Below are 23,924 nucleotides of genomic sequence, written 5' to 3' on the forward strand. Positions count from 1 at the left end.
GAGCCGGTCCCGCACCGCACACTGTCCCGGGAAGACTACCCAGAACCGGACATTCAACCGGACAACCGAGCCGCCGCGGACACTCCGCCGTCGAGCCAGGCGCCGGGCGGGCCGCCGGGCCGGGCGCCGAGCGGGGCCCCTAGGCGGGCGTTGTCAGTGGCTCTCGCTAGTCTCCCGACATACCGCAGCTCAGGGGGGATTCGTCCGCCCTGGTCGACGCTGCGCGCATCCGGGACAGGGCAGGCGGAGGGGCACGTACTGATGGCATGGCTGGCGGCGGGCGAGGGGTACGAGATCGCCCTGGTGGAAGGGAAGGTGGCGGTGCGATCCGCCACCGGCCGCTCGGCGGGACGGCAGTTGAAGACGCTGCCCAAGGCCCTGCGCGACCATCCCGAGGTGGACCGGCTGCGCCGGCTCGCCGAATGGCTGGAGCGGCACGAGGCCGCCTGCGTCGCCCAGGTGGACACCTGGATGGTCTCCTCGCTGCCGGTGCCGACGGCGCTGCTCGCCCGGGTCTGGCCGGACGAGGCCTGGCAGAGCGCGCTGCGCGACATGGCCGTCGTCGGCGAGGACCCGGACGAGGTGGGCTTCCTGCGGGACGCCACCGCGTCCGGCGAGCTGAAGGTGGTCAACCTCGACGGCGAGACCGTACGGCTCTCCCCGCGCACGGTGACCCTGCCCCATCCGGTGCTGCTGCCCGACCTGGACGACGTACGGGACTTCGCGGCCGAACTGCGCATCGTGCAGCGCGTCGAGCAGATCCACCGGCCCACCTGGGAGAAGCCCGAGGGCTTGGCGGCCACCGCCACCGAGGTACGGGACTACGCGGGCGGGGTCTTCGCGAGCCGGTTCGGCCTGGCCGCGCGGGCGACGGGCCTCGGCTACCGGGTCTCCGGCGGCTACGCGACCTGCAAGGTGCGCGACACCGGCGGGGGAACCGAGGCGGCGGTCTGGATCGGCGAGCCGTACTACGAGGACGAGACGAGCACCGGCGCCCTGAGCTGGCACGACGAGAACGGCCGGGCGGTGCGCCTGACGGAGGTCGGACCGGTCGCCTGGTCCGAGGGAATGCGGATGGCCGCGGCGCTGTACGCCGGGCGCAAGATCGAAGAGGGCGGGGACGCGCGATGAGCACCACCACCAGCACCACGGGGACGAACGACACCGCGGCCGAGGCCGAACTGCTGCTCAAGGCCGGCGCCGTGCTGCCGAACGGCACCGAGGGCGCGGGCCCCTCGGCGGTCGACCTGACCGCACGCTCCTACCGCCACCCGGCCCTCCCCGACGACCGTGTCGTCGTCCGGCTCGCCGCCGCCGAACTGGGTCCGGCCGAGGACCTCGCCGCCGGCTTCCTGGGACTCGTACTCGACGAGGCCGAGGGCGCGCCGCCCGTGGTCGGCCTCGGCCAGCGCCAGGCCCTCGGCTTCCCCGAATGGGTCCTCGTCCACCACCCGGAGGACGGACACCACGCCCTCGCCGTGGTCCCCGAACTCGACCGGCTCGCCCGGACGGCCAGGACCAAGCCCAAGGCCGCCCTCGACGCCTGCCACGAACTGGCCGGCCGGCTCGGCGCCGCCGTCCCGCACTTCCTGCCCGTCTTCTACGAGCAGGCCGCCCGCATCTTCCTCGCCGTCGAGAACACCACGTACGCCGCCCAGCTGTTCGGCCGTGCCCGGACCAGCGAGGCCCAGCACGGCCTGGCCGTCGACGAGGACCGACTCGACGGCGTGTTCCTCGAATTCGCCCTGGTCGGCGCCCTCCCGGTGAAGGTGCTCACCGGCTACGCCAAGGAGCTGTCCGCCCGCGTCAGCCCCGCCGAGGCCCACGAGCGCTTCCGCCGGCTGTGCGTGCGGCGCACGGCGGGCGGACTGCCGCCCTCCGCGCAGGCCGCGACCGAGCTGCGCCGCCTCGCCCGCGCCGCCGGCCTGACCGGCACCGAGGCCGAGCAGGAGTACCTCGCCGAGCTGCTCCCGCTGCCGGCCACGCTGCGCGCCGCGTACGGCTGGTGGAAGGCCCACCGCACCGCGCTCGTCGCGCTGGCCCGCCGGGTGCCGTCCGTACGGGGCACCCTGCTCGGTCTGATGCCGCCCGGCGGCGGGGACGGCGAACTCCCCGCGCTGTGGCTCGGCCTGCTGGAGGAATCCGGCGCCACCGACGGGCTGGTCCGCGCCGACCTGCCCGCCGAGGAGCGCTGCTCCGACGGCGCCGCCGGCTGGCTGGAGCGCTTCCACGCCGCCCGGCACACCGGCTGGGGCTCGCGCCCCACGCTGCCCGCCCTGCTCGACCTCGTCGTCCGCGCCGCCGACCGGCTGCGCGCCGAACTCGCCGAGCCCGGCCGCGAAGCGGGCCTGAAGGTGGGCGTCGAGGACGCCGACCTGCTGGACCTGCTGCTCTCCCTGGACATCCCGGTCACCGACCCCGAGCCCGACTCCACGTCGCGCCGGCGCCACGACCAGCTGAACCTGGCCGACTGGGCCCGCTCCGACCAGCGGCGGGACCTGCTCGCCCTCGCCGCCGACCGGCGCTTTTGGCCCGCGTTCGGGCGCGCCGCGTACGGCCTGGGCGGCGACGGCCACGCGGTGGAGGTCATGCGGCTGCTCGCCGCTTCGCCCGGCGGCCGCCCGATGCTCACCGAGTGGATGCACGAGGTGGCCGGTGCCTCCACCGCCGCGGGCCTGCCCGGACTGCCGGACGCCATCCGGCGGCTGACCTGGCTGCCCGCCGAGGCCCTCGAACTCGCCCGGGAGGAGGTGGCTCTCGCCGCCTCCGCCGACCTCGGCGAGACCCTCGCCCGTACCCTGCGCACCGGCCTCTTCGAGGAACTCTCCTGGCCCGCCTGGGAGACCGCGATCGCCGAGATGACGCCCGCCGGCCAGGGCGGGCACGGGCTGACCGTCGTCGAGGCCTGGCCGCACCTGATCGTCGCCAACTCCGCCCAGGTCCGCGTCATCGACGCCGACTCCACCGTGCTCACCCACGACCTGCGGGCGGCGAGCAGCAACGCACGCCGGTACGGATTCCATTACGTCGACGGCGAACTGCTCGTCTTCTGGGCCCACTACGGCAGCGGGGGCATCGAGGGCTACTGGCACACCGACCCCGGCAACGTCTTCACCGTCGACGTCGACGGCGGCTATTGGAACCTGCGCTCCGAGGACATCAGCCTGCCCCTGCCCGGCGGCGGCCGCGCCACCGGCGGCGGGGTCCTGCACGCCGGAGACACCAAACTGCCGGGCGAGCGGAGGCTGCTGTCCGACGGGACCTCGTACTGGGTGTGGCAGAACCGCGACCAGGAACACGAAGGCGGGTGGCGCGAGTACGACCCCGCCGGCGGCGCCCTCGGCCGGCTCTCGGTGCCCGGCTTCCTCGCCGACACCCTGCGCGCCCACCCCGGGGACGGCAACACCGTGCCCACCCAGTCCTGCTGGCTGCGGCCCGCGCCCGCCGTCGAGGGCTCGGCCCTCGGCTCGCCCGCGGACGGCCTGCTCGGCTGGCGCATCGTACGCGTCCCCGGGCGGGGCTGGGAGGCCTCCGACACCGGCGGCCGCAGCGTCAGCGTGCCCGAGGGCGCCGAGATGCCCGTCGCCGCGCTCACCTTCCCCGGCGACGAGCGGCCGCGCGCCCTGACCCACCGCTGGCGCGAGCTCAGCATCAGCGACCCGGACGGCGTGGTCACCGCCCAGTCGCGCAGCGACTACCGCACCACCGCCTTCGCCACCGGCAGCGTCGAACTCCCGCCGCTCCCCTTCTGGTACGCGCTGCGCCCGCGCGATCCCGAGGGATCGGCCGCCCTGCGCGCCGCGGACGGCGGGTCGGTCGGCATCCTGCTCAAGGCGGCCGGCGCCGCCGAGACGGCCACGGACCTGCCCGACCTGGTCCGCGCGGCGCTGCCGCAGGTCACCGCCCCGCAGCTGATCGGGGGCATCGTCGAGGTGCTGCGCTTCGCCCTCGTCCAGCAGGCGGCGCTGGACGCGGTCGCCGCCCGCCTGGACCCCGACTCGGGTGCGGCGGCCGACGGGCAGCCCGAAGGCCCCACCGACGAACTGATCGCCGACGCGCTGCACGGGCTCGTCGGCACGGGGTACTACCGCTGGGGCGCCCAGAGCGACGTCGCCTACCGCTACTTGGACGGGCTGGTCCGGGCGGCCGCCGACACGGGCGCCGAAGAGGTCCCCGGCCGGCTCCACTTCGACCTGCCCGAACTGCCGTACTCCGCGCTCCCGTTCACCCAGCTGCTGGACCAGCCCGCGGCGATCGCGTACCGGGCCGTCACCGCCGGTACCACCGAGGAGCAGCGGACCGCCCTGTGCACCCTGCTGGGCCGGGTGGACGCGCTCGGGCTGGCCTCCGCGGAGGGCTCCGCCGACCGCTGGCGCCGGGTCCTGGTCCACCTCGACCAGCGCCACCTGCGCACCCCCGACGGCATCGAGCGCAACACCTCGCACCGCAGCCTGCTCCCGCTCGGCGGCGGAGCCGTCCTCGGCCTCACCGAGCACAGCGTGTCCGTACCCGACGGACACGAGTTCGGGGCTCTGCTGTACGACCCCGCCGGCCGCTTCGCCGTGCCCGGCCCCTACGCCGTGCGCGGTGATGCCCCCCTCGGCGACCGGGAGCGCGGCCCCGGCTGGCTGACGGCCTTCCTGGCCGAGGCCGCCGGACGCGGGACGGCGCCGTTCTTCCCCGAAGCCGCCGAGGAGTTCGCCCGGCTCACGGGCGTTTCCAGCACCCTCGCGCGGCTGCTGCTGGCCGGCCTGCCCAACATCGACAGCTACGAGCACCATTTCCTGCCGGCCGAACTGCGCACCGCCCTCGGCGTCAAGGCGGCCGACGCGAAGCACGCCCGGTCCGAGCTCAAGAGCCTCCAGATCGAGGTGCGGCGCGAGGTCGTCGCCGCGCTGCTGCCCGCCGATCCGGCGCGGCTGTGGACCGAAGGTCCGGACGTGGCCGCCGCCGCGCAGGCGTGGAACCGTCTCGTGGGCCGTCGTACGCCCGTGCCCGAGTGGCTGCTCGCCGAGGCCACGCGCGCCGCGCGCACCGGCTGGTCGACGCACCGGGCGCTGGCCGCGATCCTCGGCCCGGCGCAGTCGCGCCCCTTGAGCGTGGACGTCGCCTGGGAGGTGAAGGGGGACCACGTCGAGCCCCGCGAACCGGCCGACGAGCCCTTCACCTCGACCGTCCTGACCGGCGCGCTGACCCTGACGGCCTGGGCGGCCCACCGGCTGCCCGCCGGGGACCCCCTGCGGGCCGCGCTGCCGCCCGCCCTGACCGCGGTACGACAGCGGCTGGCCGCGCCCGAACTGATGCTCAGCATCGGGCACTTCACCAGCCTGCCGGACTTCCGGAAGGCCGCGGGCACGCCGACCGAGACGGGCGAGGGCTACGAGCGGTACGGCGCGGTGGTCATGGCCACCGCGGACGACCGGCCCAAGCCCGCCCTGCGGACGGCCCTGCTCGACTCGACCGGCTCCGACCCGTACCTGCCGGCGCTGCGCGGCGAGGACCAGCAGCCGTCGCCGGTGGAGACGGCGCTGCGGGCCGTCCACGACGCGCGGTTCGCGGCTCTCCTGGCGGATCCGGGCGCCCCGGCGGCAGGGGCCGCCGACAAGGACGGCACATGGTGGCCGCAGGACCCGAGCCGCTCGGTGCCCGAGCTGGTGGCGGAGGTCCGCGAGGCGCACGGCCTGGGCGCGGACGCGGCCGCCGTGTACCTGGCACTGCTCGCCATGCCCGACCCCACCGACCGCAACCTGGCGCGCTGGACGGGCTGGAAGCCGGCCAGGATGAAGGCCGCCCGCGCCGAACTGGCCGCCACCGAACTGGTGGTGACGGCCTCCCGGACCCGGGCCGGACGCTCGCTGTTCCTGCCGGGCGGCTGGGCGGAGATGGCCTCGCCGGTGCTGCCGGTGGAGCTGTGGAAGCTGCCGATGTACGGGCTGGCCCCGGGCGGGCAGCCGGTGCTCGGGGTGCTGGTGCCGGACGAGCCGGCCGCGGACCTCTACCGGCGGGCCTGGCAGCGGGTCCGCGAGGGCGACGTACCGCGCTTCGAGGCCCTGAAGGTCAAGCGCACCCGCGCCCGCCGCCGCTGACGCCCGAGCCGGCCGGCACCCCGTAGGCCCGTACGCCCGTAACTTGCGAAGGAAACACCACGTCATGACCCTGACCGACACACCCGTTCAGAGCCCTGCCCGGCAATCGCTGCCCGCCGAGGAGCGGTACGCCGCCGAACTCACCTTCCTCGCCGCCCAGGACACCGGCCCCCGCCCGCCCGGCTGGGCGCTCACCCCGCGCGCCGTCGTCACCTTCGTGTGCGGCAGCGAGGGAGCGGAACTGGCCCTGCCGGGCCGCCGGCCCGCCGGGCTCCCGGCCAAGCTGGCGATCGCCCCGAAGTTCGTGGGCGAACGCGCCCTGGTCGAGCGCTGCGTCGTCACGCTCGCCGGGGAGCGCGGCCTGCTGCTCACCGGCGAGCCCGGCACCGCGAAGTCGATGCTGTCCGAGCTGCTGGCCGCCGCCGTCTGTGGCACCAGCGCGCTCACCGTGCAGGGCACGGCCGGTACGACGGAGGACGCCTTCCGCTACGGCTGGAACTACGCCCTGCTGCTCGCCCAGGGCCCCACCTCCCAGGCGCTCGTCGACTCCCCGGTGCTCTCCGCCATGCGGACCGGGCGGGTGGTGCGGGTCGAGGAGATCACCCGCTGCCTGCCCGAGGTGCAGGACGCGCTGGTGTCGATCCTGTCCGACCGGCGGGTGAGCGTGCCCGAACTGACCGCCACCGAGGATGCGGTGGTCTCCGCGGCCCCCGGGTTCACCGTCATCGCCACCGCCAACCTGCGGGACCGCGGGGTCTCCGAGATGTCCGCCGCCCTCAAGCGGCGCTTCAACTTCGAGACCGTGGCGCCGATCGCGGACGCGGACGCCGAGGCCACGCTGATCCGCCGCCAGGCCGTGGCCGCGGTGCAGCGGGCGGGCGCGGCGTTCGCAGTGGACGACGCGGTGCTGGACGCGCTGGTCACGGTCTTCCGGGACCTGCGCTCGGGGCGCTCGGCCGAGGGCTGGGACGTGGAACGGCCCGGTACGGTCATGTCCACGGCCGAGGCGGTCCAGGTGGCGGCCTCGCTGGGCGTGGCCGCGGCGTACCTGCCGGGCGGCGACGTACTGGACCTGCTGCCGGGGCACCTGCTCGGCGTGGTCCGCAAGGACGACCCGGCCGACCACGGCCGCCTGCTGGGCTACTGGGACGGCCCGGTCCGCCGCCGCGCCGAGGACGGCTCGGCGATGTGGCGCCGCCTGTGGGACCTCCGCGGGAACCTCCGATGACGGCCCCTGACGACCGCACCGAGCCCACCGCCCTCGCCGACCCGCCGGCCGCCGGTGCTCCGGCTGCGCTCGCCGCCCCGTCGCCGGGCGCCGACCGTGCGGCCGGCTCGCGCGGCGGTCCGGGCGCGGCGGAGGCGGCGCGAGCCCCGCAGACGCCGGGAGCCGACCCGCGGACCGTCGTGGACGGGCTCGCCGCGTCGCGGGCGCCGTACCTGCTGGGCGTACGGCACCACAGCCCCGCGCTGGCGGCGGTGGTTCCGGCGTTGCTGGACGCCGCGGAGGCGGAGGTGGTGTGCATCGAGCTGCCGGCCGACTTCCAGCCGTGGCTGGAGCACTTGGCGGACCCCGAGACCGTCGCCCCGGTCGCCCTGGCGGGCACGGGCCGGGAGGGCGGGCTCGCGTTCTACCCGTTCGCGGACTTCTCCCCGGAGCTGGCGGCGATCCGCTGGGCGCGTGCGCGCGGGGTGGAGGTCCGCTGCTGCGACCTCCCCCTGACCGACCCCGGCTGGACCGCCCGGTCCGGGGACTCGGCCCCGATGGGCCGCAGCGCGTACGCGGACGCGCTGAGCGCATCCGGCAGCGGGCGCGACGGCGACGACCTGTGGGACCGGGCCGTGGAGGTACTGGCCCCCGGATGTACGCCGGAAGCCGTCCGGCGGGCCGCGCTGGGCGTGGGCTGGGCCCTGCGCCAGGACGGCCCGGTCCCCGCGACCGACCTCGCCCGCGAGGCTCATATGCGCGCCGTCCTCAACGCCGCCGCGTCCGGCGGCCGAAGGGTCGCCGCCCTCATCGGCGCCTTCCACGCCCCGGCACTCCTCACCGCCGCCGACCCGCAACTCGCCGCCGCGCCCGGTTCGGCCACAGCCCCGGGGGTCGTGGGCGCAAGCCGGGCTGACGGCCCGGCGGGTGCCGCGGTGCCGGCTGCGGATCAGGCGCGGGTGCCTGGGTCTCGTGCGGGTGCGGCTGCTGCTCCGGGGAGCACGGTGTCCGGCGTGGTGGCGCCTGGTGCCGATGCTTCGGCCGTGCAGGCGCTCGCTTCCGCGGCGGGCGTCCGGGGAGCGGGCGAGGCCGGCGGGGCGGTGACCTCCCTCGTGCCCTACTCGTTCGATCTGCTCGACTCCCGCTCCGGATACCCCGCCGGGATCCGGGATCCGCTGTGGCAGCAGGAAGTGCTCCGGGCCGGCGGGGATGCCGTGCGGGTGCGTGATGCCGCATCCGTCGCCGTCACCGGCATCTGCCGGGAGCTGCGCCGCGCCGGGCACACCGGCGGGACCGGCGAGGCCGCCGAGACGCTGCGGCTCGCCTGCGACCTGGCCGTCCTGCGCGGGCTGCCCGCCCCCGGCCGGGGCGAGCTCCTCGAAGCCGTCACCACCGTGCTCGGCCAGGGTGAACTCCTCGGCCGGGGACGGGCGTTGGCCCGGGCTCTGGAGGCCGTGCTCGTCGGCACCGGCCGCGGCCGGATCACCCCGCACGCCCCACGCTCCGGACTCGGCCCCTCCGTCGAGGCCGAGCTCGCGGAGCTGCGGCTGCCCGGCCCCGAGGACCCCGCCTCCCGCGAGGTGCGCCTCGACCCGCTCCGCTCCCCGCTCGACCGCCGCCGCGAGGTGCTGCTCCAGCGGCTGGCCGTCTGCGGGGCCGCGTACGGGGAGCCCCTCGATGTGGCATCCACCGGCGACGGCACCGCCCTCGGCACCAAGTGGCGGCTGACCTGGACCCCTTCCGTCCCGGCCCGCCTCGACCTGGCCGGCGTCCGCGGAGTCACCGCGGCCCAGGCCGCCGCCGGGACGCTGCGCGACACCGCCCGGCGGGCCGCCGCCGAGGGCGGGCCGACCCCGGCCCGGATCCTCACCGGCCTGGCCGCCGCCGCGCGGTGCGACCTGCCCGAGCTGGTCGACGTACGGCTGGAGGAAGCCGCCGAGACCCTTCCGCAGACCGCGACCCTGTCGGAACTCCTGGAGTCGCTGGACCTCCTGGAGGGGCTCTCCCGCGGACACTTCCCCGGTACCTCCGAGGGATCCCGCGCCGCCGCGACCGCGCTCACCGGCCGGCTGCTCGAAGCCGCCGTACGGTCCCTGCCCGGCCTCGCCGGCAGCGAGGACCCCGCCGACGCGCGGGCCCTCGTGGCCCTCGCCGACCGGGCCGCCGCCCTGCACCTGGGCCTGCGGATGGACGCCGCCCTGGCGGAACTGGCCGCCACCGCCTCCCCGTTGATGCAGGGCGCGGCACTGGCCGTACGGGTCCTGCTCGATCTGGACCCGGCCGCGGGTCTCGGAGACCGGGCCGCCGGGTGGATCGACGGCGCCGGCACCCCCGACGGCCGGCGCTCCCTCGCCCGCCGCCTCGGCGGCGTCCTGGCCGCCGCCGGACCGCTGCTCCAGTCCTCCGCGGCCGCCCTCACCCCGGTCCTGGACCGCATCGACGCCCTCGCCGACCAGGAGTTCCTGGACCGGCTCCCGGCGCTGCGCGGCGGGTTCGACGTACTCGCCCCGGCCGCTCGCGAACGGCTGCTGGACACCGTCACCGAGCGGCTCGGCGACCGCCTCGACCTGTCGCTCGACGCGCCACCGGCGCTGCTCGCCCTGTGGGCCGCCGCGGACGCCGCCGGCGCCGCCGCGCTCAAGGCCCTCGCTGGGCTGCCGATCGGGGGCAGTGCGGCTCCCGGACCCGAACTCGGACCGGGCGCCGTGCCGGAGGCACCCGTACCGTCCGGACCATCCGCAACGCCCGTACCCGCGCCCCTGCGCGGCGACCACCGGCTGGCCCCCGCCGACCGCTGGCGCCTGCTGCTCGGCCGCCAGCGCGACCGGCTCCCCGCCGGCGCCCGGCGCTACGCGCAGGCCCTCGACGAGCTGTACGGGAACGGCCGCGGCGAAGGCTCCGCCGACCTTGAGGGCGGCCGGGGCAGCGGCGGCGGCCGGGAGGCCTCCTTCCCCACGGCCCGCGAATGGTCGCAGGAGCTCGAAGCGCTCTTCGGCGCCGACGTACGCGAGGAGGTGCTCGCCGACGCGGCCGACGCAGGCCGCGCCGACGTGCTGAGCCAGCTCGACCCGGCGGCCGTCCGCCCCTCGGTGGAACTCCTGAGTTCCGTGCTGTCGCTGGCCGGCGGTATGCCGGAGGGCCAACTCGCCCGGCTGCGGCCCCTGGTCAGGCGGCTGGTCGACGAACTCGCCAAGGAGCTCGCCACCCGGCTGCGCCCGGCGCTCTCCGGCCTCGCCACCCCGCGCCCCACCCGCCGCCCCGGCGGCAGGCTCGACCTGGCCCGGACCCTGCGCGCCAACCTCGCCCACACCCGCCGCCTCGGAGACGGCCGGGTGGTCGTCGTCCCCGAACGGCCCGTGTTCAGCACCCGGGTCAGCCGCGAGGCCGACTGGCGGCTGATCCTGGTCGTCGACGTCTCCGGATCCATGGAGGCCTCGGTCATCTGGTCGGCCCTCACGGCCGCAGTCCTCGGCGGTGTGCCGACCCTGTCCACTCACTTCCTGGCCTTCTCCACCCAGGTCGTGGACCTCACCGACCGGGTCGAGGACCCGCTCTCGCTGCTGCTGGAGGTCCGCGTCGGGGGCGGTACGCACATCGCGGCGGGTCTGGCCCACGCCCGCTCCCTGATCACCGTGCCGAGCCGGACGCTCGTCGTCGTGGTCAGCGACTTCGAGGAGGGCGCGCCGATCGGCGGGCTCCTCGGGGAGGTCCGCGCGCTGGCCGCGTCCGGAGCCCATCTGCTGGGCTGCGCCGCGCTCGACGACGCCGGCGCGCCCCGGTACTCGGTTCCCGTCGCCCGGCAGCTCGTCGCGGCCGGAATGCCGGTGGCCGCCCTCAGCCCGCTCGCCCTCGCCCGTTGGGTGGGCGACCGCCTCCGTGGAGAACCCCGTTGAGCAGTGAGTCGAGTAAGGAGTGGAGCACCGAGTTGAACACAGGCTTCCCGCAACTGCCGCCCGTGGCCCCCGAGGTCCTCGCCGAGGCCGTGGAGAATCTCACCGCCCGGCTGCGCAAGAAGCTCGACGCCGCCATCGAGGGCTGCGCCGCGGGCGCGGCCAGGGAGGACGACGGGAGTGTGACCGTCCGCTTCGGGGAGGACGCGCTCGTCACCCTGCGGCCGGGCCCGGGCGCTGCGGTCACGGCGGCCGAACAGGCCACCTGCACCTGCCTGCTGGCCCCGCGCTGCCTGCATCGGGCGGCAGTCCTGGGCGCAGCCCCCCTGGCCGACCTGGCGGACCTGCCCACACCGGACCCGGCCACCGATCCGGCCGTCGGCGCCGGGACCGCACCCGGGTCCGTACCCGGGACTGTGTCCGGGTCCGGGTCCGCTCCCGAGTTCGGCTCCGGGGCGTCGCCCGCGGCCGGTCCCGTGCCCGGGACCGCGTCGGGATCCGCGTCCGGCATCGGGTCCGAGCCCGCCCCCGAGCCGGCCTCCGAGGCCCTCACCGCCGCCCAGCTCCGCGCCGCCGCCGCGCTCTGGCGGGCCGCCGCCGAGGCGCTGGCCGCCGGTGTCACCGCCGGCGGCGCGGTGGTCCAGGCCGAGCTGCTGCGGGCCGCCCACACCGCCCGCCTCGCCGGGCTGCCCCGGGCCGAGGCCGCCGCCCTGCGGGTCGTACGAGGCCTGCGCGCGGCCCGGGAGCGCAGCGGCGGCCACCGGCTCGCCGACCTCACCGGAGCCTTCCGCGAACTCCTCCACACCGCCGGACTGCTGGCGTCCGGTACGGTCGGCCCGGCGCTCACCGGTACCGCCCGCCGCGCCTACCGGCCGGGCGGCAGCCTGCGGGCGTACGGCTTGTGCCGGGAGCCGGTCCTGTCGGCCACCGGGTACGGGGGCGTGGCCACCCACCTGCTCGCCGAGGACGGCTCGCGCTACTCCGTCTCCGACGTCCGCCCCGGCGGCCTGGCCCGCGCCCGCGGCGCCGGATCCGCCTCCGTGGCGCTCGGCGGAGCCGCCCTCGACCACGCCGGCCTCGCGCGCGGGGGACTCCGTATCGCCGGGGCCACGGTCTCCGCCGACGGCCGCCTCGGCGCTGGTCGCGGGGTCCAGGCGACCCCGCTGCGCGGAGTCGCGTGGACCGAGGAGCCGGCCGCCGCGCTCTTCGCCCGCCCGGCGGCCGAGGCCGTGGCCGCCCAGCTCGCCGACCGGGACGCCGACCCGGACGGGGCCGAGCCCGCCCTGATCGGCTGCGAGGTCGCGGTCGTCGGGGCCGCCGGCGAGGACCTCCTGGTCCGCGAGGTACGAGCGGACGCGCCCCTGCTGCGGCTGCGCGCCGCCCACCCGCACCCGGAGCTGCCGCACACGGCCAACCTGCGCCGAATCGCCGCCCATCCGGGGCTGCTGCTCCGTGTCCTGGGACGCCCCGACCTGGACCGCGCTGCGACGCTGCGCCCGCTGGCCGTCGGGCCGGTCCCCGGCGCGCAGTACACGCTGCGCCTGCCCGAGGAATGGCTGGGCCGCGCAGACCTCGGCTACGACCTGCTCCAGGGAAGCCACTTCCCGCCCGGCGCGGCCGCTGCGCCGTCCGCCGCCGACGGCCCGGACGTCCTGGCCGACTCACCGCTGTGGCGGGTACGCCGCCTGCTCGAAAGCGGGGTCGCGGGCGGCCGCCGCGCCGTCGCCGAGGCGGCCCGCACCACCGAGCCCCTCACCGCGTACGGCCCCCTGCGCCGGGCGGGCTTCACCACGGCGGCGGAACTCGCCACAGCCCTCGTCGCCGAGGCGGACCGCCGTCCCCGCGACCCCTTCGGCCGCCTGACGAACCCCTCACCCGACGCCTACGCCCAAGCCTGGCTGGCCACCTCCACCCACCTGGCCGCAGCAGAACGCTCCCTGGTGGCGGCGTCCTGGGCCTGGGGCCAGGGGGTGTCGCCTTGACCGGCGGTCGCGCGTCTTGTGATGGATGCCCTGCTGTGGTGATGACGGAGTCGGATCACTCGCGCGGGCGTTTGATACGTTGCCGGCCATGACTGAACTCGGACCAGTCGCCTGGCCTCCTGCCCCGACAGGGACCGAACGGCTCGTGCTCCGGGAGTCCGAGGCCCGGGACCGCGCGGCGTTCATCGAACTGTTCGCCTCGCCGGAGGTGCGCACCTACCTCGGTGGCCCTCGCACCCGTGACGAGCTTGAACGCGTGGTGCCTGAACTGCCCGGGCGGCGCCCTGGCCTTTTCGTGATCGAGCTTGACGGAGCGGTGATCGGCACGATCACGCTCGATCGGCGCGACGCGGAGCGTCCGGGGCACCTCCGCCCGGATGCCGGGGAGGTTGAGCTCGGCTACATGTTCCTGCCGGAGGCGTGGGGACGCGGGTACGCCGCCGAGGCGTGCGCGGCGGCACTCGACTGGTTCGCCGACGCGCTTCCCGGCGAGCCGGTGGTGCTCTGCACCCAGACCGCCAACGACCGCTCGATGCGGCTCGCGGCGAAGCTGGGGTTCACCGAAGTGGAGCGGTTCGAAGAGTTCGGCGCCGAGCAGTGGTTCGGCGTGTGGTCCTCGGTCACGCCGTCCGGTTGAGCCGGGCGGGGAGCGGCGTCATGCGGTGACCTCCTGGGGGCGCGTGTGGCCACGGAGCCATGCGGCGAGCGTGGTGAAGTCTGTCGGGGTGAGGCCGAAGCGGGCGTCCACGCGGTGGAGCAGGGCCGGGGCCGGGTGGTGTGCGCGGACCCAGGTGCGGTCGGCGGGGGCGACCTCGTCGTCCACCCAGGCGAACGGCCGGCCGGCGGCGTAGTCGACCAGGGCGCGGGTCTTCCAGTGGGTTCGACCGCGGTCGTCGTTCTCGGACGGGTCCGGCCAGGACACCACCGGCAGGTCCGGTAGGCCGATCCGGGGTGCGACCCACGCGTTCGCGTCGGCCATCCAGGTCGTGGCCCAGACCAGTTCGCACGGTAGTGCCAGGAGGCGGGGCCCGAGGGCGGGATCGAGTCTGGCGAGGAGGGGGTTCGCGTCGGGCTGAGTCCCGTACGCCGGGTAGCCGTCCGGCAGTTCGTGGGAGTTGGCCCCGAACGGGATGAGTGGTCCGTCGACGTCGAGGAAGAGGAGGGGGCGCTGGACTGGGCTGGTCATGGCGGCACCGTAGCCCCCGGTGTGGAACCGCGGGCGGTGTGATCCCCTCTCCATCGGCAAGGGGGCGATCGTGACGACCATGACGAGGACAGCTGTGTCCAGGCCGGCCGTGAGAGCGGCGGTGGTGGGGCTCATGTGCGCCGTGCTGGCGGCATGCGGTACCCGGCACGCGGGCGGGGAAGCCGCCGGGCCGCCCGCCCCGGCCGCGCCGGTGCAGGAGACCTGCGGCCTCGACCGGACGACGGGCGGCGGCGGTACAGGTCTGCCCGATCCGCCGACGGAGGAGCAAACGGGCAGCAGTTATGCCGGACCGCCCACCGATCAGGAAACGGGCAGCAGCTATGCCGGGCCGCCCACGGATCAGGAGACGGGGAGTTACGCCGGGCCGCCCACGGATCAGGAGAGCGGCGCGTATGCCGGGCCGCCCACCGATGGGGACGTCACAGATGGCGCCGGGCCCTGTGGCGGGGCCGGGTGGTTCGACATGACCCGGGACTTCAACGCCTACTACGCCCAGCGGCGCACCAGTGCCGACAAGTTCCTGCCCGAGCAGGCCGTCAGCGAGGCCCGGGTGCGCAAGGGGCGGGATTCCGGGGAGGCGATCGTGACCTTTGCGACCGGATCCGTGGGCAAGGGCGTCGGGGAGGACGGCCGTCGGGTGGCGGACGTGTTCGTGTCCTGGCGGCAGCAGGTGTACCAGGACCACGGCAGCCTGTCCGTCAGGACGCGCGACGGGGACGTCGTGGCCACCTCGGCATGGTGATGGCGGCTCAGACCCCCTGGGCGTCCCAGAACGCGCAGTGGTGTTCCGCCGGGCCGTTCACCTCGTGGATCCCGCCCGGTCCCGGCGCCAGCGACAGTACGGAACCGGCCGGGCCGAACCGCGGCCACGCCGGGAGAGTGCCCGTACGGGCGAATCCCCTCCAGTCGGCGGTCATCCGCTCCGACAGCGCGCGCTGCGGAGCGGTCAGGGCGGCATCCATCGTGAAGAGGTAGGGCAGTTCCAAGCCGTGCGAGGCGCCGTACGGGAAACCCGGCACCTCCGGCAGCCCGGTGAAGTTCGGCGCGTCCCGGTCGCTGAACCGGTACGCGTACACCGGCACGTGCCGGGCCATCGCCCGGCCGTCCCGCAGCGCCGGGCAGATGAACGAGACGTCGGAGAGTACGGCGGCGAAGGCCAGTGCCGGGGTCGGGTACGCCGCCACCGGGTACCGCGCCTCGACGGCCGGGACGGCCGCGGCGCCGAACGACTGCTCCACCCGGGCCCGGTAGGCGCCCGCGTCGGGGATGGGGAACGCCGCCAGGCCCTGCGCCAGGAAGATCCGCATCTCGTCCCGGTTGACGCCCTCGATCACCGGCACCCGGTGGAAGCGGCCGCCCTCCAGGGCCCGTCGGGGTTCCTCGGGCAGCACGCGGTTGCCGTTGCCGTAGGAGACGGGCGAGAACCGCATCATCAGCTCCGGCGTTGCGAGTTCCACCGCGTCCTTCCCGCGCAGGCACTCCAGTACCGCGCCCGGCTCCGGCCGGTCGCAGCCGAGCCCGGCCGCCGCCGTGACCCCGTCCGCGACGGTGCGCTGCTCGGGCACGAAGGGCTCGTACCGGCCCAGTGTGGGCAGCAGCGAGCGGGGCGGCATGGTGGTCGAGCAGGAGCCGCTCTGCAGGATCGCCCGCTGGAACAGGCCGGCCGAGGCCGGCGAGGTCAGGTGCGCGCAGATGCTGAGCCCGCCCGCCGACTCGCCGAAGAGGGTCACGTCGGACGGGTCGCCGCCGAAGCGGGCGGCGTTGGACCGCACCCAGCGCAGCGCCGCCTGCTGGTCGGCGATGGCGAAGTCGGGGGCGCCGCCGAGCGCCGGATGCCCGAAGAGGCCGAAGACGCCGAGCCGGTAGTTGACGGTGACGACCACCGCACCGCCCTGGACGGCCGGCCGGTCCGCCCGGTAGAGGTCACCGGCTCCGTTGACGAAACCGCCGCCGTGGAACCAGACCATGACCGCCCGCCCCCGCCCGCCCGATGGCGATGGCGATGGCGACGTGACGTTCAGGTACAGGCAGTCCTCGGAGCCGCTCGGCCCGCCCGGCCCCACCGCCGGAAGCTGCACGCAGCGCGCCCCCGGCGCCCCGGCGTCGCGTACGCCCGCCCAGCGCGCCGCGGGCTGCGGAAGGCGCCAGCGCAGCGGGCCGGTCGGCGGGGCCGCGTACGGGATGCCCTCGAAGGTGCGGTACGTGCCGTGCGCCGTGCCCCGTACCGGCCCCCGGTCGGTCTGCACGACGGGCCGGTCCCCGGGGGTCGCGGACGCCGCGGACGCCGGTCCGGCCCCGGCGGCGAGCATGAGCAGGGCGCACCACACGGCGCTCCAGCGTCGTACGGAGCGGGCACGGGACACGATCGACCGCCCTTCGTCGTCAGTCTCTGTCCTCATACGTACCCCGGATGGCGCTATCCGCGCTGCACGACGCCTCGTACGTACGCGGCCTGGCCGGCATGCTGGAGGTCGTCGGAGAGGATGCTCACCAGCCGCACCCCCAAGGTGACCGGCGGGTCCCAGCCCGTGTCGACCACGCGGTCCAGATCGGTGGCGGAGAGCCCCCGGACGAAGTCGGCGGTCCGCTCGTGAACGGCGTCGAAGTAGCCGAGCAGCAGCTCGTCCGACTCGACCAGGACCGTCCCGACCTGTTTGGCCGTGTGCCCGTAACCGGTGGCCTCGGCTGGCAGCGGCAGGGCGAACCGGGTGAACCATCCCTGTTCCGTCCAGACCTGTTCCAGGCCCGACGCGTCCGCCATGTGGTCGTCCTGCACCCGGGTCAGGTGCCACACCAGCCAGGCGATCGAGTTCGCCTTCGGGTCGATCCGTGCGTTCAGCTCCTCGGCCGAGAGCCCCTCGACCACCTCGTGCACCACCTCGTGGATGCGCCCGTATGCATCGGCCAGTGCCTCCGTAGCCTTCATGTACCGCCTCCTGACGTGGCGTCATGTCGCCTGACGTACGACATCGGCCGGTGCCCCGTGGCGACCGGCCGATGGGTGGACCGGCGCGGGGCTACATGGGATCCATGCCCCGGTCGTCGATCTTGTCTTCCTTCTCGCTCTGCTCCTGGAGCCGGCGGGCCTTCTCCTGGAGCCTTCGGCGCTCTTCCGGATCGCTGGAGCGTTCGGCAGCCGTGTTCAGCTCCTGCGCCTTCTCGCGCAACTGCCGGACCCGGCCACGGGCTTCGCTTGCGCTCATGATCACTCCTCGGGTGTGGGGGGTAAGGAGGCCGGATCCAGCGAACCAGCAGCGCCGCGCGGGCGCATCTCGAACCCACGCCTGCGGCAACCGGACGGGAGGGCGGCTCCCCCGTTTGCCCGCCCCGAATGGCGCAGCGGAGCCGGGTGCCGGTGAATGGTGACCGAGCGTGCGCTTCCCACGACGCACGTTGACCGGCGTGCGATGTGTAGACCCGCGCGTCGGCGAACGGAGCTTTCCATGAACGACCCCATCCCGCTCGCGGCGACGCAGGACGACGGCCCCCGCGAGCTCCCCGACCCCGACCCCGATCCCGCCCCCGAACCCACCGGCGCGACGCCCCCGGCACCCCCGGCGGACCCGGCGAGTACCGCGCCCATACGCACCTTGCTGGAGACGGCAGGCACCTGCCGGCCTCTCAAGGAAGTGGCCGAACTGGTGAGCCTCCTGGAGGAGACCGGCCAGAGCCCCGGCCACGGCCACCAGACGCTGCGGGCGGCCGCCGTCGGACGCCCGGTCCAGGACGTCGCCCTGCTGGTCGGCATCCTCGGGACGGACGAGGACCGCGAACCGCCCCCGGATCCCGCCCCGACCGCTCAGAGCCCCGAGCCCGTGCACCCCGGCCCGGTCGCAGGTTCCCCGCAGCCCGTCCCGGCCGCCCCGGCCGCCCCGGCCGCCCCAGTAGTCCCAGTAGTCCCGGCCGTCCCGTCCGTGCACCCGGCCCAGCCGCCGCACACGAGCCGGCCCGCCCGGCCGCCCGCCGTCCCCACCGTCCACGCCGGATCACCGGCACGCGACGGGCAGCGCTCCGCGCAGCGGCCCGAGCCGCCGGAGGAAGAGCCGTTCGACGACCCCTACGAGGACGAGCCGTACGAATCGCTCGCGGAGTACCGGCGCAAGTACGGGCGCGGCCCGTACGGCAACCCGGCCGCGGTCCCCGCCCCCTCCGGCCCGTTGCGCCACCTGCTGCGCTGGCCCGTGGCGGCGGCCCTGCTGGTCTGCGGGGTCCTGCACCTGCCGAGTGACGTGACGGCGCTGTCGACCGAGACCCCGACCGCGTTCCTTCCGCTCCTCGCCGCCGTGCTGTGCCTCGGGCTCGGCGCGCTGATCGCGGTGCACGACAGCGCCGGAGCGTGGCGGGCCGCTGCCGTGGCCGCCGTCGCCGTCGTAGCCCTGCACGTGGTCGGCGGAATCGCGGCCTTCGACCCGCTGGAGGGCGCGGTGAGCGCCTCCCAGGCCTGGGCGGGCGTCGCGGCGGTGTTCTGCGCCGCGGCCGCCGCGGTCCTGGCGGGCCTGGCGCTCGGCAACCGGTCGCCCCGGGCCCGGGCGGGCGCCGGCGGCTGACCGCGCGACGGGGGCGGGACCGGCACGTGTCGCCGGTCCCGCCCCCGCCGCATGCCTGCGGACACCGCCTACGCGAGCAGGTTGACCCCGTGCGTGAACACCCGGGGCAGCCGGGCCGCCAACGGGACGATCCGCCCCGCGAGCCGGGGCTGTTGGCGCGCCCAGAGCAAGGACGCGGTCAGCGTGCGGTAGCTGCGCGACAGCTCCCGCCAGGCCCGCTCGTACGCCTGCGGCCGGCCCTCCCGTACGCAGCGCACCAGTTCACCCGCCGCCGTCAGGGCCAGTGTCAGCCCCTCGCCGGTCAGCGCGTCCACGTACCCCGCGGCGTCACCGACGAACAGCACCCGCCCCGCGACCCGTACCCTGGCCCGCTGGCGCAGCGGCCCGGCGCCGCGCACCGGCGAACCGGCGGACCCGGTCAGCCGCTCGCACAGCAGCGGGAACCGCGCCAGCTGTACGTCGAAGGGGGCGCGCTCGCCGGTCAGGACCGCCACGCCGACCCGGTCGGGCCCCAGCGGGGTCACGTACGCCTCGCAGTGCGCCGACCAGTGGACCTCGACCAGGTCGCTCCAGGGCGCCACCGCGTAGTGGCGGCGCAGACCGTAGCGCGGCGGCCGGCCGGTGGCGGGCGGCGCCGCGAGGCCCAGCCCGCGCCGGACGGGGGAGTGCAGGCCGTCCGCCGCCACGAGGTGGCGGGCCGTCAGACCGGCCGCACCGACCCGCTCCTCGTCCTGGCGGACCTCGCCGACGCGCCGCGCGAGCACCCGTACGCCCAGCCGCTCGGCCCGCTCGGCCAGCGCGGCCTGAAGGACGGTCCGGCGGGTGCCGAGACCCGGCCCGGTGCGGAACCGCCCTTCCGCGTGCAGGCCGCTCACCCCGTCCAGGTAGCGGATGCCGTGGAAGGCGTGGCCCGGTACGGAGACGCCCAGTTCCCGCAGGCCGCGTACGGCCCCCGGCATCAGGCCCTCGCCGCAGGCCTTGTCGATCGGGGTGGGGCGCGGCTCCAGGACCACGACCTCCATGCCGGCCAGCGCCCCGTGGATGGCCGTGGCCAGCCCGGCCGGCCCGCCGCCCGCGACGAGCAGGTCGATCACCGGGTCCGGCCCTCCGCCGGTACGGCGCTGCGGTAGACGGGCGCGGCATGGGCCAGGGCGTCCTCCTCGCAGCGGATGCGTACGCCGAGCAACAGCAGGTTCAGCAGGGTGAAGGCGGCCGCCGTCACCCAGGCGGTGTGCACGAGCGGCAGTGCCGCGCCCTCGACGACGACGGCGACGTAGTTCGGGTGGCGCAGCAGCCGGTACGGACCCGCCGCCACCAGCGGCAGCCCCGGGACGACCAGGACCCGGGTGTTCCAGCGCGGGCCGAGGGCGGCGATGCACCACCAGCGCAGGCCCTGGGCGGCCAGCGCGAGGGCGAGGGCGGGCCAGCCCAGTGCGGGCAGGAACGGGCGGTCGGCGACGAGCGGCTCCACCACACAGCCCAGGAGCAGCGCGGTGTGCAGTGCGACCATGGCGGGGTAGTGGCCGCGGCCGTACTCGGTGGCGCCGCGGGACAGGCTCCAGCGGGTGTTGCGGCGGGCCGTGGCGAGTTCGGCGAGTCGCTCGGCCGCGACGAGGCCGATGAGGAGCAGGTACAGCTCCATCGAGGGGGTCAGTGTCACAGACATGGGGTCACCAGCGCAGGAGGACGAGTTCGGAGGCGAAGCCCGGTCCGAAGGCGATCATCAGCCCGACGGAGCCCGGTGCGGGCGGTGCGGAGGCCTGGATCGTGTTCAGGATGTGCAGGACCGACGCCGAGGAGAGGTTGCCCGCGTCCGCGAGCGAGCGCCGGCTCGCCGCGAAGGCGGAGTCGGGCAGCGACAGCGCGTCCGCCAGCACGTCGAGGACCTTGGGCCCGCCGGGGTGGACGATCCACGCGTCGACGTCCGGCGGCTTGAGGTCGTGCCGGGCGAGGAAGGTCTCGACCTCCTCGGCCACGTGCAGTCTGACCAGCGCGGGCAGTTCCCGGCCCAGCACCATCCGGAAGCCCCAGTGGCCGATGTCCCAGCCGAGGAGCCCCTCGGTGCCGGGGTAGAGGCGGCTGCGCGTGGCCACCACCGACGGCCCCGGTCTCGTACCGTGCAGCGGATGGCCGCGGCCCACCGCGAGCAGGGCCCCGGCCCCGTCGCCGAAGAGGGCCCCGGCCACCAGGTTCGCCACCGAGGTGTCCGAGGGCTGGAGCGTCAGCGAGCAGAGCTCGGTGGACAGCAGCAGGGCCGCGTGGTCGGGGCGGCCCGTCAGATGGTCGTGGAGGTGGCCGAGTCCGGCGGCGCCCGCCGCGCAGCCCAGGCCGAAGAGCGGCAGCCGCTTCACGTCGGGGCGCAGACCGGCCCGGCCGGCGATGCGGGCCTCCAGCGAGGGCGTCGCGAGGCCGGTGACCGTGGTGGACATGATCAGGTCCACCTCGTGCGCCTTCAGGTGGGCCGCGGCGAGGGCGGCTTCGACGGCGCGGACGCCGAGCTCCTCGGCGCTCTCCAGGAAGAGGGCGTTCGTACGGCCGAAGTCGTTCGACGGTCCGTAGCGCTCCAGCGGGAGGGAGAGGTGGCGGGACTCGACGCCCACCGCGGCGTGCAGCCGGTGGAGGAGGGCGGTGTCGGCCCCCGGAGGAAGGAAGCGGGCGAGCGCCGTCGCGATCTCGGACTGCCGATAGCGGTGGGGCGGGAAGACACTGCTCACGGCCAGGACACGCGTCATTGCCTCAACATAGGGAACAACTGACACTTCATGAGGAATACCGCATATTGGGCGCGGCGCGGCATAGCGTGATCGCGTGCCCCGCGCCAGAGCCGAAACCCCGGACGCAGCCCTGACCATGTCCGCAGCAACGGTCGCGGCCGGCCCGCCGCAGTCCGCCGTGTCCGGCCTGCTCAGGGCCTGCCATCCGGTGCCCGCGGCCGCCGTGACGCTCCTCGCCGCCGCCCTGGCCGCCGCCGTGGGGCGCAGCCTGCCCGGGGCGGCGTTCACCGTGGCCGCGGTGGCCGCGGGGCAGTTGTCGGTGGGCTGGTGCAACGACCGGGTGGACCTGCGCCGGGACCTGGCGACCGGCCGCCGCGACAAACCCCTGGTTCGCGGCGCCGTACGGCCCGCCGCGGTGACGGCCGCGGCGCTCACCGCCCTGCTGCTCTGCGTTCCGCTGTCGCTGGCCGGCGGATGGCTCGCAGGCGCCGCGCACCTGTGCGGGGTGGCCGCCGCCTGGGCCTACAACCTGCGGCTGAAGAGCACCGCCGTCTCGTGGCTCCCGTACGCCCTCGCCTTCGGGCTGCTCCCCGCCTTCGTCACCCTCGGCCTGCCCGGCGCGCCGTGGCCGCCGTGGTGGCTGACGGCCGCGGCGGCCCTGCTGGGCGCGGGCGCGCACTTCGCCAACGTGCTGCCCGACATCGACGACGACCTGGCCACGGGCGTGTCGGGGCTGCCGCACCGGATCGGCGCGCGGCGCTCGGCGGCCGTCGGGGGGCTCCTGGTCCTCGGCTCGGCCGTGGCCCTGGTCGCCGGACCGCCGGGGCGGGTGCCGCCGTACGGCTGGGGACTGCTCGCCGTGACGGCCTCGGCGGTGCTCATCGGGGCCGGACGGCCGACCGGCCGGAGCCGGATTCCGTTCCTCGCGACGATGGCGGTCGCCGGAGCCGATGTCGTCCTCCTGGTGGTCCGCGGGACCGACCTGGCCGGACTCCGCTGAAACGGCTCGCGCCGACGCGACCTCCCGGGCGTCGGGCGCCGGCTCAGGCCGCGGCTGCTGCCGCCGCCGGCGGGCGGCGGGTCCGGGTCCACTCCAGCAACTGCTCCCGCGGCCAGGTGTTCACGACCCGCTCGGTCGCCACCCCGCACTCCACGGCCCGTTCGCAGCCGGTCGGCTGCCAGTCCAGCTGGCCCGGGGCGTGCGCGTCCGTGTCGATCGCGAACAGGGCCCCGGACTCCACGGCCAGCCGCAGCAGCCGGCGCGGCGGGTCCAGCCGCTCGGGCCGGCTGTTGATCTCCACGGCGGTCCCGGACTCCGCGCAGGCGGCGAACACCGCCTCGGCGTCGAACTGCGACTCGGGGCGGGTGCGCCCCGTCACCAGCCGTCCCGTGCAGTGGCCCAGGACGTCCATCAGGGGATTGCGTACGGCGGCCAGCAGCCGGCGGGTCATCGCCGGCGACTCCATCCGCAGCTTCGAATGGACGGACCCGACGACGAGGTCGAGGCGGTCCAGCAGTTCCGGCTCCTGGTCCAGGGAGCCGTCGAGCAGGATGTCGCACTCGATGCCGGTGAGCAGCCGGAAGGGCGCCCACTCCTCGTTGAGCTCCGCCACCGCGTCCAGCTGCTCGCGCAGCCGCTCCGGCGAAAGCCCCCGGGCGACGGTCAGGCTCGGCGAGTGGTCGGTGAGTACGGCCCACTCGTGGCCGAGCGCGGCTGCCGCCCGGCCCATCGCCTCGATCGGGCTGCCGCCGTCGGACCACTCGGAGTGCAGGTGGCAGTCCCCGCGCAGGGCCGCGCGCAGCGCGAGGGCGGCGGGGCTCGGCGGCGGGCCCTCGGGGTGCGCCGCGACCTCGTCCTCCAGCGTCTGCAGGTACGCGGGGATCGCCCCGCCGACGGCCTCCCGCACCACCTGGGCGGTTTTCGGCCCGATGCCCTTGACCGCTTCGAGGGTGCCCGCCCCGACCCGTTCCCGTACCTCGCGCTCGCCCATCCGTACGAGGGCGGCCGCCGCCGTACGGAAGGCCTGCACCCGGTAGGTGGGTGCCTGCCCGCGCTCCAGCAGGTAGGCGATCCGCTCCAGCGCCGCGACCGGATCCATGCGGTACCTCCTGAGTGCCCCCGGGTCCTGGTTCCTGGTTCCGGGTTCCAGTGTGACCGGCACCCCCAAGGATGTCTTGGGAAGGTCATAAGCTCTGTTTATAGGGCTATAAGCGGGGGGTGGGTGCTGGCTTAGGGTTCCCTTAGTTTAGGGTTCCCTTGATCCAGTGTTTTTCGGTCGAAGGGAACCAGT

The 23,924-nt window shown here is 75.8% G+C and carries 17 protein-coding genes; 9 read left to right on the forward strand and 8 right to left on the reverse strand.

The annotated features are described in order from the left end of the window. The first annotated feature begins 261 nt into the window (after window positions 1–261). The 6 genes from OG509_RS35355 to OG509_RS35380 all read left to right on the forward strand — a co-directional run bounded on the left by OG509_RS35355 (window position 262) and on the right by OG509_RS35380 (window position 13,802). Entirely contained in the window at window positions 262–1,131 is an 870-nt protein-coding gene (locus OG509_RS35355; protein ID WP_406186647.1) for a DUF4132 domain-containing protein, read from the forward strand. Then, window positions 1,128–6,086 (forward strand): DNA-binding protein, encoded by a 4,959-nt coding sequence (locus tag OG509_RS35360; protein WP_406186648.1) that lies wholly within the window; start codon window positions 1,128–1,130, stop codon window positions 6,084–6,086. The genes OG509_RS35355 and OG509_RS35360 overlap by 4 nt, the downstream gene beginning before the upstream one ends. A 64-nt stretch (window positions 6,087–6,150) precedes the next feature. After that, a complete protein-coding gene (locus tag OG509_RS35365) occupies window positions 6,151–7,314 on the forward strand; it encodes an AAA family ATPase (RefSeq protein ID WP_406186649.1) in 1,164 nt (387 codons plus the stop codon). Continuing rightward, window positions 7,311–11,186: a DUF5682 family protein gene (locus tag OG509_RS35370; RefSeq protein ID WP_406186650.1), complete on the forward strand. Its 3,876-nt coding sequence runs from the start codon at window positions 7,311–7,313 to the stop codon at window positions 11,184–11,186. The genes OG509_RS35365 and OG509_RS35370 overlap by 4 nt, the downstream gene beginning before the upstream one ends. A gap of 32 nt (window positions 11,187–11,218) precedes the next feature. Then, entirely contained in the window at window positions 11,219–13,165 is a 1,947-nt protein-coding gene (locus OG509_RS35375) for a hypothetical protein (RefSeq protein ID WP_406186651.1), read from the forward strand. Between the two features lie 88 nt (window positions 13,166–13,253). After that, entirely contained in the window at window positions 13,254–13,802 is a 549-nt protein-coding gene (locus tag OG509_RS35380; protein ID WP_406186652.1) for a GNAT family N-acetyltransferase, read from the forward strand. A gap of 18 nt (window positions 13,803–13,820) precedes the next feature. Here the strand turns inward: OG509_RS35380 and OG509_RS35385 are convergent, their stop codons facing one another. Beyond that, the gene (locus OG509_RS35385) at window positions 13,821–14,351 is read right to left on the reverse strand and encodes a hypothetical protein (protein WP_406186653.1); all 531 of its coding nucleotides are present in this window, start codon (window positions 14,349–14,351) and stop codon (window positions 13,821–13,823) included. A gap of 79 nt (window positions 14,352–14,430) precedes the next feature. Here OG509_RS35385 and OG509_RS35390 point away from each other — a divergent pair, with 79 nt between their 5' ends. Then, window positions 14,431–15,114, forward strand: coding sequence for a hypothetical protein (locus OG509_RS35390; protein WP_406186654.1), 684 nt, complete (start codon window positions 14,431–14,433; stop codon window positions 15,112–15,114). A 7-nt stretch (window positions 15,115–15,121) separates the two neighbouring features. Here the strand turns inward: OG509_RS35390 and OG509_RS35395 are convergent, their stop codons facing one another. From OG509_RS35395 to OG509_RS35405, 3 genes are all read right to left on the reverse strand, one after another. Then, window positions 15,122–16,735, reverse strand: a complete 1,614-nt coding sequence (locus OG509_RS35395; RefSeq protein WP_406186655.1) for a carboxylesterase/lipase family protein — start codon at window positions 16,733–16,735, stop codon at window positions 15,122–15,124. Window positions 16,736–16,788: 53 nt separating this feature from the next. Then, window positions 16,789–17,298, reverse strand: a complete 510-nt coding sequence (locus tag OG509_RS35400) for a DinB family protein (RefSeq protein ID WP_406186656.1) — start codon at window positions 17,296–17,298, stop codon at window positions 16,789–16,791. Between the two features lie 91 nt (window positions 17,299–17,389). Continuing rightward, entirely contained in the window at window positions 17,390–17,575 is a 186-nt protein-coding gene (locus OG509_RS35405; protein ID WP_406186657.1) for a DUF6381 family protein, read from the reverse strand. A gap of 240 nt (window positions 17,576–17,815) precedes the next feature. On the opposite strand from OG509_RS35405, the gene OG509_RS35410 reads away from it, so the two are divergent. Continuing rightward, window positions 17,816–18,919: a hypothetical protein gene (locus OG509_RS35410; protein WP_406186658.1), complete on the forward strand. Its 1,104-nt coding sequence runs from the start codon at window positions 17,816–17,818 to the stop codon at window positions 18,917–18,919. Between the two features lie 68 nt (window positions 18,920–18,987). Here OG509_RS35410 and OG509_RS35415 read toward each other — a convergent pair whose 3' ends face one another. Genes OG509_RS35415 through OG509_RS35425 form a run of 3 tightly spaced genes read right to left on the reverse strand, consistent with a single transcriptional unit; the run spans window position 18,988 to window position 21,651 of the window. Beyond that, window positions 18,988–20,013, reverse strand: coding sequence for an NAD(P)/FAD-dependent oxidoreductase (locus tag OG509_RS35415; protein ID WP_406186659.1), 1,026 nt, complete (start codon window positions 20,011–20,013; stop codon window positions 18,988–18,990). Further along, window positions 20,010–20,561 carry an isoprenylcysteine carboxyl methyltransferase family protein gene (locus OG509_RS35420; RefSeq protein ID WP_406187776.1) on the reverse strand — a complete coding sequence of 184 codons (552 nt, stop codon included), beginning with the start codon at window positions 20,559–20,561 and terminating at the stop codon, window positions 20,010–20,012. The genes OG509_RS35415 and OG509_RS35420 overlap by 4 nt, the downstream gene beginning before the upstream one ends. A 28-nt stretch (window positions 20,562–20,589) precedes the next feature. Next, a complete protein-coding gene (locus tag OG509_RS35425; protein WP_406186660.1) occupies window positions 20,590–21,651 on the reverse strand; it encodes a type III polyketide synthase in 1,062 nt (353 codons plus the stop codon). A 76-nt stretch (window positions 21,652–21,727) separates the two neighbouring features. Between OG509_RS35425 and OG509_RS35430 the strand changes: the two genes are divergently transcribed. Beyond that, the gene (locus OG509_RS35430; RefSeq protein ID WP_406186661.1) at window positions 21,728–22,633 is read left to right on the forward strand and encodes a UbiA family prenyltransferase; all 906 of its coding nucleotides are present in this window, start codon (window positions 21,728–21,730) and stop codon (window positions 22,631–22,633) included. Window positions 22,634–22,676: 43 nt separating this feature from the next. On the opposite strand, the gene OG509_RS35435 is transcribed toward OG509_RS35430, so the two are convergent. Further along, window positions 22,677–23,732 (reverse strand): PHP domain-containing protein, encoded by a 1,056-nt coding sequence (locus OG509_RS35435; RefSeq protein ID WP_406186662.1) that lies wholly within the window; start codon window positions 23,730–23,732, stop codon window positions 22,677–22,679. Window positions 23,733–23,924: the final 192 nt, after the last annotated feature.

The organism is Streptomyces sp. NBC_01006 (assembly GCF_045162725.1).
Lineage (GTDB): Bacteria > Actinomycetota > Actinomycetes > Streptomycetales > Streptomycetaceae > Streptomyces.

Excerpts from the sequence above, each read along its gene's own strand:
- OG509_RS35355 (WP_406186647.1), top strand. The coding sequence starts at position 262 with ATGGCATGGCTGGCGGCGGGCGAGGGGTACGAGATCGCCCTGGTGGAA.
- OG509_RS35360 (WP_406186648.1), top strand. The coding sequence starts at position 1,128 with ATGAGCACCACCACCAGCACCACGGGGACGAACGACACCGCGGCCGAG.
- OG509_RS35365 (WP_406186649.1), top strand. The coding sequence starts at position 6,151 with ATGACCCTGACCGACACACCCGTTCAGAGCCCTGCCCGGCAATCGCTG.
- OG509_RS35370 (WP_406186650.1), top strand. The coding sequence starts at position 7,311 with ATGACGGCCCCTGACGACCGCACCGAGCCCACCGCCCTCGCCGACCCG.
- OG509_RS35380 (WP_406186652.1), top strand. The coding sequence starts at position 13,254 with ATGACTGAACTCGGACCAGTCGCCTGGCCTCCTGCCCCGACAGGGACC.
- OG509_RS35385 (WP_406186653.1), bottom strand. The coding sequence starts at position 14,351 with ATGACCAGCCCAGTCCAGCGCCCCCTCCTCTTCCTCGACGTCGACGGA.
- OG509_RS35390 (WP_406186654.1), top strand. The coding sequence starts at position 14,431 with ATGACGAGGACAGCTGTGTCCAGGCCGGCCGTGAGAGCGGCGGTGGTG.
- OG509_RS35400 (WP_406186656.1), bottom strand. The coding sequence starts at position 17,298 with ATGAAGGCTACGGAGGCACTGGCCGATGCATACGGGCGCATCCACGAG.
- OG509_RS35405 (WP_406186657.1), bottom strand. The coding sequence starts at position 17,575 with ATGAGCGCAAGCGAAGCCCGTGGCCGGGTCCGGCAGTTGCGCGAGAAG.
- OG509_RS35410 (WP_406186658.1), top strand. The coding sequence starts at position 17,816 with ATGAACGACCCCATCCCGCTCGCGGCGACGCAGGACGACGGCCCCCGC.
- OG509_RS35420 (WP_406187776.1), bottom strand. The coding sequence starts at position 20,561 with ATGGAGCTGTACCTGCTCCTCATCGGCCTCGTCGCGGCCGAGCGACTC.
- OG509_RS35425 (WP_406186660.1), bottom strand. The coding sequence starts at position 21,651 with ATGACGCGTGTCCTGGCCGTGAGCAGTGTCTTCCCGCCCCACCGCTAT.
- OG509_RS35435 (WP_406186662.1), bottom strand. The coding sequence starts at position 23,732 with ATGGATCCGGTCGCGGCGCTGGAGCGGATCGCCTACCTGCTGGAGCGC.